The 15,860-nt window shown below is 45.2% G+C and carries 20 protein-coding genes; 2 read left to right on the forward strand and 18 right to left on the reverse strand.

The window, feature by feature from the left end:
• Positions 1-65: 65 nt before the first annotated feature.
• The gene (sigK, locus tag NIE88_RS11350) at positions 66-764 is read left to right on the forward strand and encodes an RNA polymerase sporulation sigma factor SigK (RefSeq protein ID WP_253062210.1); all 699 of its coding nucleotides are present in this window, start codon (positions 66-68) and stop codon (positions 762-764) included.
• A 148-nt stretch (positions 765-912) separates the two neighbouring features.
• Positions 913-1,209 (forward strand): acylphosphatase, encoded by a 297-nt coding sequence (locus NIE88_RS11355; RefSeq protein ID WP_373689430.1) that lies wholly within the window; start codon positions 913-915, stop codon positions 1,207-1,209.
• A gap of 86 nt (positions 1,210-1,295) precedes the next feature.
• On the opposite strand, the gene NIE88_RS11360 is transcribed toward NIE88_RS11355, so the two are convergent.
• The 18 genes from NIE88_RS11360 to NIE88_RS11445 form a co-directional block, all read right to left on the reverse strand.
• Positions 1,296-1,469 carry a hypothetical protein gene (locus NIE88_RS11360; protein ID WP_253062212.1) on the reverse strand — a complete coding sequence of 58 codons (174 nt, stop codon included), beginning with the start codon at positions 1,467-1,469 and terminating at the stop codon, positions 1,296-1,298.
• 244 nt (positions 1,470-1,713) lie between these two features.
• Complete coding sequence (locus tag NIE88_RS11365) at positions 1,714-1,935, reverse strand: YrhC family protein (RefSeq protein WP_253062214.1); 222 nt, start codon at positions 1,933-1,935, stop codon at positions 1,714-1,716.
• 122 nt (positions 1,936-2,057) lie between these two features.
• Positions 2,058-3,191 (reverse strand): bifunctional cystathionine gamma-lyase/homocysteine desulfhydrase, encoded by a 1,134-nt coding sequence (locus NIE88_RS11370; protein ID WP_253062216.1) that lies wholly within the window; start codon positions 3,189-3,191, stop codon positions 2,058-2,060.
• 35 nt (positions 3,192-3,226) lie between these two features.
• Entirely contained in the window at positions 3,227-4,141 is a 915-nt protein-coding gene (locus NIE88_RS11375; RefSeq protein ID WP_253062217.1) for a PLP-dependent cysteine synthase family protein, read from the reverse strand.
• A gap of 37 nt (positions 4,142-4,178) precedes the next feature.
• Complete coding sequence (locus NIE88_RS11380) at positions 4,179-4,361, reverse strand: hypothetical protein (RefSeq protein ID WP_253062218.1); 183 nt, start codon at positions 4,359-4,361, stop codon at positions 4,179-4,181.
• Position 4,362: 1 nt separating this feature from the next.
• Positions 4,363-5,061, reverse strand: coding sequence for a 5'-methylthioadenosine/S-adenosylhomocysteine nucleosidase (gene mtnN / locus NIE88_RS11385; RefSeq protein ID WP_253062219.1), 699 nt, complete (start codon positions 5,059-5,061; stop codon positions 4,363-4,365).
• A 19-nt stretch (positions 5,062-5,080) separates the two neighbouring features.
• Positions 5,081-5,722 carry a class I SAM-dependent DNA methyltransferase gene (locus tag NIE88_RS11390; RefSeq protein WP_253062220.1) on the reverse strand — a complete coding sequence of 214 codons (642 nt, stop codon included), beginning with the start codon at positions 5,720-5,722 and terminating at the stop codon, positions 5,081-5,083.
• A gap of 290 nt (positions 5,723-6,012) precedes the next feature.
• Positions 6,013-6,591 carry a YrrS family protein gene (locus tag NIE88_RS11395; protein WP_253062221.1) on the reverse strand — a complete coding sequence of 193 codons (579 nt, stop codon included), beginning with the start codon at positions 6,589-6,591 and terminating at the stop codon, positions 6,013-6,015.
• 357 nt (positions 6,592-6,948) lie between these two features.
• Positions 6,949-7,419 (reverse strand): transcription elongation factor GreA, encoded by a 471-nt coding sequence (gene greA, locus NIE88_RS11400; protein WP_253062222.1) that lies wholly within the window; start codon positions 7,417-7,419, stop codon positions 6,949-6,951.
• Between the two features lie 84 nt (positions 7,420-7,503).
• Complete coding sequence (udk, locus tag NIE88_RS11405; protein ID WP_253062223.1) at positions 7,504-8,145, reverse strand: uridine kinase; 642 nt, start codon at positions 8,143-8,145, stop codon at positions 7,504-7,506.
• A gap of 1 nt (position 8,146) precedes the next feature.
• A complete protein-coding gene (locus NIE88_RS11410) occupies positions 8,147-8,815 on the reverse strand; it encodes an O-methyltransferase (protein WP_253062224.1) in 669 nt (222 codons plus the stop codon).
• A gap of 34 nt (positions 8,816-8,849) precedes the next feature.
• Positions 8,850-9,938 (reverse strand): endolytic transglycosylase MltG, encoded by a 1,089-nt coding sequence (gene mltG / locus NIE88_RS11415; RefSeq protein ID WP_253062226.1) that lies wholly within the window; start codon positions 9,936-9,938, stop codon positions 8,850-8,852.
• A 136-nt stretch (positions 9,939-10,074) separates the two neighbouring features.
• Positions 10,075-10,392, reverse strand: coding sequence for a DUF1292 domain-containing protein (locus NIE88_RS11420; protein ID WP_253062228.1), 318 nt, complete (start codon positions 10,390-10,392; stop codon positions 10,075-10,077).
• Positions 10,385-10,822, reverse strand: coding sequence for a Holliday junction resolvase RuvX (ruvX, locus tag NIE88_RS11425; RefSeq protein WP_253062230.1), 438 nt, complete (start codon positions 10,820-10,822; stop codon positions 10,385-10,387). The genes NIE88_RS11420 and ruvX overlap by 8 nt, the downstream gene beginning before the upstream one ends.
• Complete coding sequence (locus NIE88_RS11430) at positions 10,819-11,085, reverse strand: IreB family regulatory phosphoprotein (protein ID WP_253062232.1); 267 nt, start codon at positions 11,083-11,085, stop codon at positions 10,819-10,821. The genes ruvX and NIE88_RS11430 overlap by 4 nt, the downstream gene beginning before the upstream one ends.
• 38 nt (positions 11,086-11,123) lie before the next feature.
• A complete protein-coding gene (gene alaS, locus NIE88_RS11435) occupies positions 11,124-13,766 on the reverse strand; it encodes an alanine--tRNA ligase (RefSeq protein ID WP_253062234.1) in 2,643 nt (880 codons plus the stop codon).
• A 319-nt stretch (positions 13,767-14,085) separates the two neighbouring features.
• Positions 14,086-15,147 carry an AI-2E family transporter gene (locus NIE88_RS11440; protein ID WP_253062235.1) on the reverse strand — a complete coding sequence of 354 codons (1,062 nt, stop codon included), beginning with the start codon at positions 15,145-15,147 and terminating at the stop codon, positions 14,086-14,088.
• A gap of 77 nt (positions 15,148-15,224) precedes the next feature.
• A complete protein-coding gene (locus NIE88_RS11445) occupies positions 15,225-15,422 on the reverse strand; it encodes a YrzR-like zinc ribbon domain (RefSeq protein WP_253062237.1) in 198 nt (65 codons plus the stop codon).
• Between the last annotated feature and the right edge of the window lie 438 nt (positions 15,423-15,860).

Genomic DNA, 15,860 nt, shown 5'->3' on the forward strand with positions numbered 1-15,860 from the left:
TGACAACCACCCATAGACTAAAAGACAGCGAAGGAAAATCACATCTCCCGGAGGAGTGAACAGTCATGCTGTCAATTGTCGGTGGCGTTGCCTACTTGTTTAAAAATGTCTGGTTGCTCGTATCTTATGTAAAAAATAATGCCTTCCCGCAGCCGCTTTCTGAGGAAGAGGAAGCCAGGTGTCTGGAACTGATGGCTCAGGGTGATGAGGAGGCACGCAATAAGCTGATTGAGCATAACTTACGGCTTGTTGCACATATTGTAAAAAAGTTTGATAATACCAAAGAAGATACCGATGACTTGATATCCATTGGTTCAATTGGATTAATAAAAGCCATCAACAGCTACTCAAGCGGCAAGGGAACTAAATTAGCAACATACGCCGCCCGCTGTATCGAAAATCAGATACTCATGCATCTTCGAGGACTGAAGAAAACAAGAAAAGATGTATCGCTAAATGATCCCATAGGGCAAGACAAGGAAGGCAACACAATTAGCTTAATTGATATTTTGAAATCCAGAAATAAAGATGTTGTTGATGAAATATCACTTAATCTTGAAACAAAAAAGATCTACGGTGCTTTACATGTTCTTGATCCTCGTGAGCGCGAAGTCATCATTGACCGATTTGGTCTCAACAATCAGGATGAATTGACACAAAGGGAAATTGCAAAGAAGCTGGCGATCTCTCGCAGTTATGTATCTCGTATAGAAAAGCGCGCTTTAATGAAGCTGTTTCACGAGATTTATCGGAATCCGAATTAATGATTCTGCACAAAACGGATAAATAAAGAGCATTCTCATACACGGGTACTCGATTCAATGGTACACTTAAGCCAGAGTAGTTCAGAATAAGGATCAGAATCGAGGAATTATGATGAACGAATCACATAAAACAAGAGGCTTGCACCTGATGGGCGAGCCAGAAGAAATCAAAAGCATACACATGATGGTCAGGGGAAGAGTACAAGCTGTCGGCTTCCGCTATTTCACGTGGCAGACTGCCAATGTTTATCGAATATCGGGTTGGGTGCGCAATCGAGATGACGGCAGTGTCGAAATTGCTGCTGAAGGTGAAAAATCAGATATTCAGCAATTCGTGAAAACGATAAAAAAGGGAAGCCCCTTCTCACGGATTAAAGACGTAAATATATATGAATATGAAACGCCAAAAAATTATGTTCAGTTCGAGATTAAAAATACCGATTGATCCATTCCATTCAATCGTCGGTCAAAGTAGCAAGGAGGCGCCATTTAGCGCTCCCTGCTGCTTTTTATTTTCTACAGGTAACAAATTTAATTATTTCTGACCATTTCATCAAAGTAAGAAGGTACTCCGCACTGCCGGTCCAGAATGGTTTCGTGTGCTTTTTCCCTGCACATACGGTGTCTTGCGTTGGCCGCATGATCAATCTTCAGCGACTTCCATTCGAGAGTTACAGCCAATTTACTAATATGGAAACGGATCATGTAAATGCCTCCTAAGCATTCCTTATTGATAACTTTATTTTATCTTTTGGTCTCATCCGTTTCGACAGACTGCTGAACGGTTTTCATCTCCTGCCGAGGTCTGAAACCAGCTCCGCCTGAACCGAAATAGTCAGTGCGTTTCATATAAGTAGAGTATCGACCGCCATAGGGAGGCATCTTGCTATTGCAAAAACCGCTGAGCGATCAGTATCGATCACCCAGCGGTTGAGATTGTGCTTTGCAATTATAATTTTTCTTTCAGTTTAGATGATCTCCAATAAAAAAAGAATGAGAATACCAAGAATAGGAGACTAGAACCCGAAAGAATTTCAAGCTTCCATTCAACGTTGCCATAACTCGGAATCAGGGTTCCGCTGTAGAGAAATGTGCTGAGAAACAAGCACAGCATGCCAATCCTCCGGCAATCGATCATTTTATCTTGAATCATTTTCTGCTGTTCTTCCATGTTCATCCCTCCGCCACAAGATTACTATAACATGAGATGAAAACGAGAAGTTCAGGTAGTTTCTGACAAGAACAAGATGTTCTCTGGAAGAATCGGGAGATTACCTAGAAGCAAATCCACAGTCAGCTTAATGCCTGCTCTAAATCCTCAATCAAGTCCTGAGCATCCTCGATGCCAACAGATAGGCGAATTAAGCCGTCGGTGATACCCAATTCATCACGGCGCGGCTTAGGAATCGATGCGTGCGTCATTTTTGCCGGAACAGAAATTAAGCTTTCTACCGCTCCCAAGCTCTCGGCAAGTGTAAAGTAACGCGTTTTGGCAAGGATTTGGTTCACAGCTGATTCGTCTCCGGCATCAAATGAAATCATACCGCCGAATCCCGATGCCTGCTTTGCAGCAAGTGCGTGCCCTGGATGGGTCTCAAGTCCCGGATAATAAACCTTTTTAACTTTCGGATGCGATTGAAGGAATTTTGCAATTTGATTTGCATTCTTTTCGATCTGCTCCATGCGCAGACCAAGTGTCTTGATCCCTCTGACAAGTAACCAGGCGTCCTGAGGTCCGGGTACGGCACCAACTGAGTTCTGAATAAAATAGAGCCGTTCAGCTAGCTCATCAGACGCTACAGCGACCAGTCCGGCAACAACATCACTGTGCCCGCCAATGTACTTCGTTGCGCTGTGCAGAACAATATCAGCTCCGAGATCCAAAGGATGCTGCCAATAGGAGGTTGCAAAGGTGTTGTCAACAATTAAGATCAGATCGTGCCGATGGGCGATTTCTGCTGCTTTGCGTATATCCGTCACTTTCAGCAACGGATTGGTTGGCGTCTCAAGATAAAGAGCTCTTGTCTTATCGGTAATCGCTTTTTCAATATTTTCCGGTATGCTTGTATCAACAAATGTTGCGGAAATCCCTAATCTTTTAAATACTTTATCAATGACACGGTATGTCCCACCATAAACATCGTCAGTGATAACGAGATGATCACCGCTGTTCAGCAGCATGAGTACTGAAGATATGGCTGCCATACCCGATCCGAAAGCAAATCCCGCTTTCCCATGCTCCAGTTCTTGAATCAGAACTTCAAGCGCATGCCGTGTCGGATTGCCCGAACGCGAATAATCATAACCTTTTGTTTTCCCTACTTCCTCTTGTTGATAAGTACTCGTTTGATAGATCGGTACCGTAACGCTTCCCGTAAACTCATCTCCAAAAATGCCTGCGTGAATCACTTGTGTCTTTGGTCTCATACGTAAATCCTCCGGTTTCTTTTCAAAGTAAACGATTAATCATAAATGTGTTCGCTGAAATAGCGTTCACTGGAATCGGGAAAAATGACGACAATATTTGTACCTGGTTCTGATTTTTCCGCCTCCAGCAATGCTGCGTGCAAAGCTGACCCTGATGAACTACCAATTAGTAAACCTTCGAGTTGTGCCGCCTCTTTCAGTCGTCGAAAGGCATCATCGTCACTAATAGTATAAATGTCATCAAAATACTCGGTTTTAACGAAAGAAGGAATAAATTCCATCCCAATACCTTCCGTTCGATGCGCCGCAGGTTTGCCGCCATTCAAAATTGATCCCTTGGGTTCAACGACGATTGTTTTTACATCCGGATTTTTCATTTTCAAATAATCCGCTGTTCCGGTAAATGTCCCGCCGGTTCCTGCACCGGCGACAAACACATCCACTTTCCCATTCAGATCGTTCCATATCTCCGGTCCAAGCGTTTCGAAGTATGCATTCGGATTGTCCGGGTTTGCAAATTGATTTGGGCAGTACCCCCCTGCAATTGAACGCTCAAGCTCGCGCGCCTTTGCGACCGCACCGGTCATTCCTTGCTCAGTCGATGTCTGAACAATACGCGCACCAAGCGCTTTCATCAGAATTTGTTTTTCCACACTGAACTTTTCAGGAACACAAAAGACAACGTTAATGCCTTTGCCCACAGCAGCAAGTGCCAAACCGATGCCTGTATTTCCAGCCGTAGGCTCAATCAAGGTTCCGCCCGGTTTAAGTTTTCCAGTACGCAACGCCTCACGGATCAGCTTTTCACCTAGACGATCTTTTACACTGCCTCCGGGACTAAAATACTCGCATTTTGCATAAAGCCGTACCCCCTCGGGCAGCGGAAATGCATGCAGCTCGACCAGCGGTGTCTTGCCAACCAGTTCATGAACACTTTCAAATACTGCCATAACCTTCTCTCCCTATCTCCGGATCACAAGGTCAAGCTCAGGCGCAGAACTCATTCCACTCAGCCTTGTGCGCCAACATTTTTTTCACAGCTTTCTTTGCGCCCGAAAGATCATTACTTGCCCGGCCGGGCTGACAACAGGCGACAGCCGGAGTTTCAGCTGCTGGTGCCACTCCAACAGGCCATACATACGATGCCTTCACTTTAATGTGGACTGCCATGTCATACCAGCTCCTTAATAATCGAAAGCGTAAATTCAGCCGAGTGCTTCGCGGCAGTTTTTAAAAATTGATCAAATAAGAGATTAGAATCCTTGCCGGCAATATCAGAAAGTGATCGAATGATTAAAAACGGTACTTTGAACTGATAGCACACTTGAGCAATTGCTGCTGCCTCCATCTCAACTGCCTTCAATTCCGGAAAGATCTTTTTCACATTGCGAATGCGCTCTGGATCAGCCATAAATGAATCTCCAGAACCGATCTGGCCTTCAACAATCTGATGTTCCGGTCGAACGGCAGCAGAAGATGCAAGCGCAGCCCTGACTAATTTATTGCTCGGTTGAAAAGCAGGCGGCATGCCTGGAATCTGTCCTGCCACATAGCCGAAGGCAGTTGCGTCGGCGTCATGATGAATGACTGATGAAGAGATGACCACATCACCGATATTAAGGCTCGTGTCCGTGCCTCCAGCCGATCCTGTGTTGATGATTGCCGTTGGCTGGTAGCGATCGATGAGCAGTGTTGTACCGAGTGCTGCGCTCACTTTGCCAATACCGGACTGCAACAGAACTGCCTCAGTTCCGTTAAGTAATCCCTTATAGAAACGACAACCGGCAATTTCATTCTGTTCGATCCTGCTCATATGTTCTTTAAGCAGTGCTACTTCTTCTTCCATTGCTCCGATGATTCCAATTGTCAAAACAGGGTCCTCCTGAAACTCATTCATTTTTTTCGGCGACAATCAGCCACGCAAATCGGTTTAATTGTTTAAAATAGGGCACAAAGTGGTGCCGGCGAAATATAGTGTAAAGTGTTTTGCGCAAAGGGTAATACTCTGTGCGCAAATCCTTTAGCAGATGAGTATATCCATTTATATGTGCCCAGTGGTGCACTTTTTTCTTCTCAAGCTCGCTGCCAAACAGCGTATCAGCAAATACTATTCTACCATTAATCGGAAGCAGACGGCTATAGTTCTCAATCGCCTGATCCTTCTCGTCATCGTTCAAGTGATGAAAAGCAAATGAACTCACAATTGTATTGATCTTATGACCCGGAATTGGAAAATCGAGAAAATCACCGTCTGTTATATGAAGCTGCGGTAGCTTTTCAATCGCTTTTCGCCGCATCTTTTCAGAGGGTTCGATCCCTGTCACATCCAATCCTCGTTTCATTAATTTTTGTGTTAAATTGCCTGTGCCGACGCCAAACTCAAGCACTGATCCGCGGGCATTTTCAGCAACCTCATCAAGAATCCGATCATAATCTTTGAAAACTTCCCGATACTCTAAATCTCCCCCGGAAACAGAACGATCATAGTCATCTGCCCATTCTTCAAATGTATGAATAAACTCGCGTCCCATACGCTGTAACCTCCCATACTGTATAATAACATTATATTCATATAACATTAGTATGGATTATAAAAGTCGATGACATTAAGCTAGCACAGATCACAAAAATCTTCAACAAAAAACATTTTACAACACTACAGTCCGCTGGAACATAAGAAAAATGAGCATCGATCGCGCAAACCTTCATGACAAATAGTTCGATCTGCATTTCTATGCCAACTCGCCAAGTTTAAACAATGTACAAAAGGTAAAAAAAGCAGCCGCGATTTCAGGAATCGACGGCTGCTTTTTCATTCAATTTACGGCTTTTTTACATTATCTGCTTGCCAACGACCGCCTTTATAAATCAGATGAACGACATAGATTGCACTTTGGTCACTTTTAGGTGCGACCCGAGCAAGCGAACTGTTCGGCGTTCCTCCATTTCCAAGCCAGCGAATCGTCATGTTCGCTTCATCAATTCCTGTGGCTTCGGAAATTGCTTGTACCTGCGCATTCCAATCCGCCGAACCCATTTCATACGATGCTTGATGATTTTCATCCTCCGTCAAGGATTCAGAACTTGAGCTTGATGACTCAGAACTTGAGTTTGATGATTCAGAGTTGCCTGATTCATCGTTCGAAGCCTGACTGGATTCAGAGGATGATGACTGATCCTCTTTGCTTTCGTGAGATTGAGCGCTGCTGCTCGATGGCGATGATGACGCCGCTGGCTTTGAATCCGGCGATGTGTGAAAAACTGAAATGAGAATGATACAGCCTATAGCCAAGATAAGCAGTGAGACGATGCCGATCGTCCAACTCAGCAGCCGATCCGTCTTGCTCTTGCGTTGCTCCATTCGAGACGACGAATAACCATTCCCTCTCTGACTTCTCATAAGACATCCTCCTTTTGACCGACGACAATAACTTATAAATAGTGATCCTTACTGAACCGATCAGTGTTTGTCTCATTCATCTCAGATGCAAAATTAAAAAATGTCGCACAATGCGCGTGCCCATGGATTCGTAACTTACGGTGCAAGCAATTTTCCACAAAATCCGTATTAATAATTTCGAAGAAAGCATGTCCTTCCTGTCTGTCATGACGAAAGCTGTATCAAATGATCAATGTTAAACGTATGCGCTTGCCTGTAAACTATGCCATTAGTCAATGGTTTTCCACAATCATTCAAAAAACGCAAAACTGCCGGCGGATACCCCTCCGAACAGATTTGCGTTTTCTCAAAAAAGGATCATTCTACTTTTAAAATTTTGACACGAATGTCACCGCCCGGTGTGCTGACGCTGACTTCTTCACCGACAGACAGACCGATCAGTCCTTTGGCCATCGGAGAATCGTTTGAAATTTTGCCTTTAAACGGATCGGACTCAGCACTGCCGACGATCTGATAGGTTTCTTCATCGCCGTCAGGAAGTTCACGGAAGGTTACCGATTTACCGATTTTGACAACATCGGTCGTTTCATCGTCTTCAATGATTACAGAATTACGAATCATCAGTTCCAACTGCTGAATACGGGCTTCAACGAACGCCTGCTCATCCTTCGCTGCGTCATATTCTGAGTTTTCGGAGAGATCGCCGAAACCACGGGCAATCTTAATTCTCTCGACAACTTCTTTTCTTTTCTCTGTTTTCAAGTATTCCAATTCATGTTCAAGCTTTTCTTTTCCTTCAGCGGTCATATAGTGAAGTTTCTCTGCCATTGTGTTCCACACTCCTGAATAGATTTATGATCAACTGTTCATTTTACTCATTCATCTCAATGAGCATAGCGTCAACGCGTTAAGTCACAGTGATTTGTTTTTTCCTTCCAGAACGGTACGAATTTTCGTCGTCATCAAATCAATCGCTACCGTATTCTTCCCGCCTTCGGGAATGATGATATCCGCATAACGTTTCGTCGGCTCAACAAATTGGAGGTGCATCGGTCGAACGGCGGTCAAATATTGATTGATCACCGATTCAACACTTCTGCCACGCTCCTCGGTGTCGCGAAGCAGCCTGCGTATGATACGAAGATCGGAATCCGTATCCACAAAAACCTTAATGTCCATCAAATCGCGCAATCGCTCATCCTCTAAGATTAAAATTCCTTCGAGAATAATTACATCTTTTGGTTCGACGGGTACAATTTTAGCAGATCTTGTATGTACTGTATAGTCATACACTGGTTTTTTTATCGGGTGAAACTGCAGCAGCTCACTGATATGATAAATTAACAAGTCGGTATCGAACCCAAGCGGATGATCATAGTTTGTTAGTAGCCGTTTCTCAAAGGGTTTGTCATCCTGAGCTTTATAGTAGGAGTCCTGCTGAATGACCGCAATTGATTTGTCCGGAAAGCTACGGTAAATCTCCCGCGTAACCGTCGTTTTCCCCGATCCGGAACCTCCGGCGACCCCGATAACAATAGGCTTGTTCCTTCCCATCTCAACGCTCCCCCTCTGCGCATGATCTTTTCGTACTTACAGCCATACCATCTCCAACCGTAAGAAAAATAGTGTCAAAATCTTCTCGTTCAGAAAGAAAATGATTAAACGCATCAACCTTTTTAACAAGCCTGTGCAATTGTTTTTTTTGTACCGCATCAATATCACACACCAGCCCGTGAAAAAAGACATTGTCTGTAACAATAATTCCCTGATCGGCCAGCAGCCCAGAGCATTTCTCAAACAGATGTTCATACTGAACCTTCGCAGCATCAATTAAGATGAGATCGTATGGAGCAGCTGATGCGACCTCCGACAAATCATCGGTTGCATCACCGGCAACGATTTGAATGCGTTCTTGAAGATTGAGCGCTTCAATATTTTGCGTGGCTTCCTCAATCATCGCCTCATCTCGTTCAACGCTTACGATTGTCGTGTCATTTCCTGCCGCCAGCGCCATTCGAATCGATGAGTAGCCGATCGCCGTGCCAAGTTCAAGAATTTTTCGCGCACTCCTCCAGCGAATCAATTGCTGCAGAAATGCCATCGCTGAAGGCTGCATGATCGGAATGTAAATTTCCGCAGCTTTCTCCTCCATTTGGCGAAGCAGATCATTTTCCGAATGGGTAAAAGTAGCTGCGTAGTCCGACAGCACTTTAAAATCAATCAACCTGATCTTCCTTTCTGTAACTCATGAAAATGATTTACGATTTTTCAGACCACTCACGCTGATATTTAGCCACAATTGCTTGATGTTCTTGATAGGTTTTTGAATAATAAATTTTTCCGTTTGGTCTTGCATAGAAAAACAAGTTTTTCGAAGCTGTGGGATTTAAAACCGCTTCAATGGCATCCCTTGCAGGAGCGCCAATCGGTCCTACCGGCAAGCCTGTGCGCGTATACGTGTTGTACGGCGTATCTTTGCGAATATCTTTCAACGTGTAATCACGATTCCGTTTCTGTCTGTTGTAAATAACCGTAGTATCCGATTCAAGGCGTTTCTTTTGTTCCAGCCTGTTGTAGAATACGCCCGCAATCAACCGGCGATCCTTGTCTTTCGGCGCTTCCTGTTCAACAAGAGAGGCCATCGCTAGAATCTTATGAAATGAGCCAAGTTTGTTCACTTTAATCTGGGACCCATACGATTTATATGTTCGCTCTGTTTGATCAAGCATTTGATCAATCATTCGGTCAAGTGTCAAAGGGGTCTTACTGGTCACTTTGAATCGGTAGTTTCCCGGCGCCAGATAACCCTCCAACGGGTATTTAATTCCCTTCGCGAACACTTCATCCGTAAGGAACGTGTATTTGCCGGCATAGTGTGCCTTGACATACGTATGGTCGCTCAACTTTTTCAGAATATCTTTCTTATCCAGATTGGCAACGGTTGCCATCTGCTGGGCAATCTCGCTGACCCACATTCCCTGACGCACGTCTACGAGCAAGATCCGCTCGTGACGTTTGCCATTTTCCAGATCGTTCATCAATTGACCGGCCGACATCGTTTGATTAAACACATAAGTACCTGATCGATAGTTATTCAGATGATTCCATCGTGCGTAAAACTCAAATGCCCATGCCTTGCGAACCAAACCCTTGTCTTCTAAAATACGTCCAATATCTTTGACAGAGGCGCCGGACGGTATGTTTACCGAAATCGACTGGTTGTTCTTCTGGTTAACCGGTGTCAAAAGACTTGCATAATAACGATTGAATCCCCATGCAGCCCCTGCAATCATCGCAATCAGAATAATTGTGATTGCGCTCAGCAGCCGCCAGTGTTTTTTTATCATAGAAATGAGCCGCTCCCTTCAAGAGTACTCACCAATTATACACTAAAAAATACCTTTTCTTGCACGAAACGACATGATTCGTTGTGATTTTTCGTTGCCTAGGATGCATTGAAAAAGCCCCTGTTCGGGGGCTCAATTATTCTTCGCTTTCATCACTGAACGTATTGATCATTTCTTCAACGATGTCCCATTCCTCGTCAGTATCGATCGGGAACAACTTGAAATCGTCATCCTCACCTTCATAACGAAAAGCAAATACTTCCTGCTCTTCATCCTCTTGATCCTGCTCTGCCGGTACTACAACAACATAGGATTTGTCTGTTTCCGGAACATCAAAATAGAACAGGACGTCAAATAGATTTTCATCACCGTTTTCTTCAGGAATGACAATGCGTTCCTGTTCTTCGGAATCCGGAAGAAAAATCGGATAATGATTGTGTTCGTGTTCACTCATCATTTTTTTGCTCCAATCGTTTTTTATCAAGGTAGCTTTGCAGAATAAGTACCGCTGCTTCCTTATCAATCACTTGTTTTCGTTTCTTGCGACTGAGGTCTGCAGCAATCAGGATACGCTCTGCCGCCATGGTCGTTAACCGTTCATCCCATAACTCCACCGGTATCTTAAATTTGCGCCGAACACTTTTTGCGAATCCTCGCGAAGCCGCGGCGCGCTGCGTTTCCGTCCCGATCAGATCCTTGGGAAGACCGACTACAATCATTTCGACTTCATATTCTTTGATTAATTCACCGATGCGATCGAACAGCATATTTTTCTTATGTTCGACATATCGCACGGTTTCAATACCTTGAGCGGTCCAGCCGAGCGGATCGCTGATTGCGACGCCCACCGTTACCGAACCGAAATCCAGACCCATAATTCTCATTCTTTATCCCATTTTTCTTTAAGATATGCAGTAACCAGCTCTTCAATAATTTCATCACGTTCGAGCCTGCGAATAAGTTTTCGCGCATCCTTGTGTCTCGGGATATAAGCGGGATCTCCCGATAATAGATAACCGACAATCTGATTAATCGGATTGTATCCCTTTTCATCAAGCGCATCATAGACTTGAAACAAGACTTCACGCGGATTATGGTCTCCTTGATCGCCAAAACTGAATTTCATCGTCTTATCCATGATACTCATCCCCCAACAGGAATTATCTCGTGCTCGTTACTGGTAACTCAGCGGACAGCTGCTTTCTCAATCAGATCGGTAACAGCGTTCAATGCGTCATTGACTTTTTCCGGGTGTTTGCCGCCGGCCTGAGCCATATCCGGGCGTCCGCCTCCGCCTCCGCCGCAGATCGCCGCCACTTCCTTGACAATTTTTCCGGCATGGAAGCCTTTCTGAATCAGGTCTTTAGTCACACCGGCAACAAAATACACCTTGCCACCGGTAACGGATGCGAGTACAACAACAACTGATCTAAGCTTGTTTTTCAATTCATCAGCCATTGAACGAAGCTGGTTCATATCCATCGTATCAGCTTTAGCGGCAATATAAGCGACGTCACCGCTTTTTTTCACAGACCGTTCCAGTTCTCCGGACTTCGCGCTCCCCAGCTTGTTCATCAGCGTGGTGTTTTCTTTTTCCAGAGTCTTAATCTGCTGCTGCAGGGTTTCGATGCGTTCACTGAGCTGTTCCGGTGCAGTCTTCAGCAAAGTAGCAATCGTCTTCATCTGAAGCTTTACCTGATTCAATTTTTCAAATGCCTTTTCTCCGGTTAATGCTTCAATACGGCGTGTTCCGGCACCGATTCCGCCCTCGCTGACAAGCGTGAACAGCCCGAGTTCGGCTGTATTGCCCACATGGCAACCGCCGCATAGCTCGACGCTGTAGTCTCCGGCACTGACGACACGCACGATTTTTCCGTATTTTTCTCCGAAAAGAGCGATCGCACCTAACTTCTTCGCCTCTTCAATCGGCATCTCTTTCGTTGTAACCGGAAGCTGCTGCCAGATCTTCTCATTAACAATCCTTTCAACCTGCTGCATTTCTTTCTCGGTCACTTGGCCGAAATGTGAGAAGTCAAAACGAAGCCGATCAGCAGATACATAGGATCCTGCTTGGTTAACATGCGCGCCGAGTACATCCTTTAGCGCTTGATCTAAAAGGTGGGTTGCCGTGTGGTTCTTTTGAATGGCAAGACGCGCCTTCTCATCGATCGCGGCGTTCAATTCATCGCCAACCGCAATTCTGCCGCTTTTAACAGTACATGTATGCAGGTTCTGACCGTTCGGCGCTTTCTGCACATCAGTGACCTCAAGCACAGCTGTTCCGTTTCTCAGTGTCCCTCGGTCGGCGACTTGACCGCCCATTTCCGCATAAAAAGGTGTGTGGTCCAAGATCAATTGAATGTTGTCTCCCTCAGCGACACTGTCAACAGCTTCATTATTTTTGACAAGCGCAATGACCTTGACACCGTCGACAGCAAACTGGTCGTAGCCGATAAATTCACTCGGATCGGTGATATTACGGAGCGTATCGCTCTGAACCTGCATCGACTTTTGATCTTTTCGCGCTGATCGTGCGCGGTCTCTCTGAGCGTTAAGCTCATCTTCAAAGCCGGCTTGATCAATTGCTAAACCCTCCTGATTCGCATATTCCTCCGTCAGTTCGACAGGAAAACCAAATGTGTCGTAAAGCTTGAACACATTCTCGCCCGAAAGTTCGTTCTTGCCCTGCGCCTTCGCTTCCGCAATCTGCTCTTTCAGAATGGACACACCTTCATGTATGGTCTCCTGAAAGCGTTCTTCCTCGCCGCGAATGACTTTTTGAACAAACGGCGCCCTCTCTAAAACTTCTTTGTAGTAGTCCTTCATTATATCGGCAACAACCGGCACTAATTCAAATAGGAACGGTTTGTCGAGCCCCAGATCCATCGCATAGCGCACTGCACGGCGAATAAGGCGGCGCAATACGTAGCCGCGTCCTTCATTGGAAGGCAGCGCTCCGTCGGCAATCGCAAAAGTGACTGTTCGTGCATGATCGGCAATTACTTTAAACGCCGTATTCTTCTTGCCGGCTTGATATTTAGCGCCGGAAAGCTCTTCGATTTTATGAATGATCGGAAGGAACAAATCGGTATCGAAGTTCGTCTCGGCATTCTGAATCACACTGACCATTCGTTCCAGTCCCATTCCGGTATCGATGTTTTTCTTTGGAAGCGGTGTATGGCTGCCGTCCGGGTTGTGATTAAATTGCGAGAACACGAGATTCCAGACCTCCAAATAGCGTTCATTTTCTCCGCCCGGAAAAAGCTCTGGATCGTTCGGATCATCGCCGAATGCTTCGCCGCGATCGTAGAATATTTCCGTGTTCGGACCGCTCGGGCCTTCACCGATGTCCCAGAAATTGTGCTCCAGCTTGATGATCCGATTTTCCGGAAGCCCGACCTTTTCATGCCAAAGCTTATAGGCCTCTTCATCCTCAGGATAAATGGTCACGGAAAGCCTGTCCGGATCAAAAGCGATCCATTCCGGGCTCGTCAGAAATTCCCATGCCCAAGCAATCGCTTCTTCTTTAAAGTAATCACCTACTGAAAAATTGCCCAGCATTTCAAAAAATGTATGGTGACGCGCGGTATAGCCGACATTTTCAATGTCGTTTGTCCGGATCGCTTTCTGCGCGTTGCAGATACGCGGATTTTTCGGCACGACACGTCCGTCAAAATATTTTTTCAGCGTTGCAACACCGCTGTTGATCCAAAGCAGTGACGGATCATCAACCGGAATCAATGATGCACTCGGCTCAACCGAGTGTCCTTTTCCTTTAAAAAAGTCCAAAAACATTTGCCTGACTTCCGATGAACTAAGCTGTTTCATCACAAGAACCTCCACTCATTTTACTGCAACTATCATTATGTAAACCACGAGGCGCTCAATGAAAAAAGCTCTCATCCCATCACCAGGAAGGACGAAAGCTTTCAAGCTTACCTGCGCCGCAAATGAAAAGAAAATGCGCGGCATATGTATCACAGCACTCGGCACAACGATCCGTCGGAGACTTTCCCCTCAGGCAAATTGCCACAGCCGCGGTAAAGCCGTTCCCACAAGATTCGACCCGTCAATTGGCTGCTCGCGCTGTCGCTATTCTTTTCGTCTCGGTTTCACTATTCTGCCGTAATTATAGATGAGTCTGTCCTTATTTGTCAATAATTCGGAACCGGTCGTTCAAGTGACGCAGGCAAGTACGAATAATGATAAAACAAGGAATAGCAAGGAGCATGCCGACAATTCCTGCAAGCTCACCGCCGACCCCTACCGCAAGCATAATGTAGAGCGGATGAATTTCCGCGCTCTTGCCGACAACAAGCGGCTCAATAACACTTCCTTCAAGAAACTGAATTAAAATGATCATCAGAACAACGCCCGCCATTGAATAAAAAGATTTTGTTGCGGCAATAAGAACTGCCGGTGCAGCACCGATAAACGGTCCAAAGTACGGAATCAGGTCTGTCGAACCGATAAACAGCCCGAAAACAATCGGATACGGAACTTTAAGAATCCACAATCCAATCGTCGCCATCACCGCCAAAATCGCACAAACCGTCAGCTGTCCACGTATATACTTGCCGATCGATCGATCCATTTCCCCGCATATATCCGCCGTCTGCTGCCGCCATTTACGCGGCACAAGCAGCAGCGCATGCTTTTTAATCGATCCCGCATCTTTTAAAATATAGAAAGAGAGAAACGGAATAATTAATAGTGTGAAGAAAGACTGAACGACACCTGAACACCAATCCATAATCCGCTCTCCGGTGTGCGTCAGACTGCTTCGGATTCGTGCCAGCGCCTCATTGACCTGGTCGTGCACCGCTTCAGGCGTTGACCCATAGACATGATCCAGATTCGTTTGATACAACTTTTCGTAGTTTGAAATGTCGTCGTCAAGGCCTCTGAGTTCATGCAGCAGAACGGGACCACCTTTATAAACAGTCAAACCGACCACGCCAAAAAAGATCGCATAAATTGCAAGGATTGCGATCGTTCGCGGCAATCCCATACGCTGAACACGACCGACGAGCGGATGAAGCAGATAGGCAATAATTGCCGCCGCAAAGAATGGAACAGCAACATGCAGCAGAAAATGCACCACGGTACCAATGAGCGGCAGCAGGAGATAAAATAAATAGCCGTTCAAAAACAACAGCAGCGTGATCGACAAACCCTTCATCCACTGCAAAGCAGACCATTTCCGCATCATCATCCCTCCAAGCTTAGCATTGCCCAATTACAGACAAAACATGATACTTTTTGGGAACTCATTAAAGCGGAGTATCAGAATCCATTTGCCTTTGCCTCAAGATCCGAAGACTGAAACAAGTCATCCAATCCGGTTAAACTGCCATCCTCTTCAACCTGGCTCAATGATAATTTTCCATCTTCAAGCGCTAATTCAATAAAGCAATCCCAGCAATAATATTGATTGACTCCAATCTTTCCAATGTTCTTACTCGAACAATTCGGACATTTCATCAGTTTTCACCTCATCATTCAACAAAGCAGTTGCTCTGTTTGTGCTACTCGCATCAATGTCCATTTTCCCCCAAAAATATACATAGGATGAAGAATACAACGCAAAAATGTTAAAGATGATTCGGGAAAACTTAAAACCGATCCACCAAAAGTTAAAGCAAAACTCATAAGTAAAAGCTAATTCAAGAAAAGTGAAAGCCAACTGCGGAAAACTTAAAACCAATGTACTAAAAATTAAAGCGAAACTCATAGCGAACTTTCTTGGTCTTCGGTTCAACTTTTCCTGTGTGGAGTTGAACTTTCTAAGCGTCTGGTCCTGCATAAGAAAAACCGGGCAAAAAGCGCCCGGCCCTTACTTTCGCAGGATACGGTGGCTTTCGTGTTGCATTAGGCATTCTGGTCCTTCATTAAGGAACAAGTAAAAAATAAGCGGAGATA

It is taken from the genome of Sporolactobacillus shoreicorticis (genome assembly GCF_024125445.1).
GTDB lineage: Bacteria > Bacillota > Bacilli > Bacillales > Sporolactobacillaceae > Sporolactobacillus > Sporolactobacillus shoreicorticis.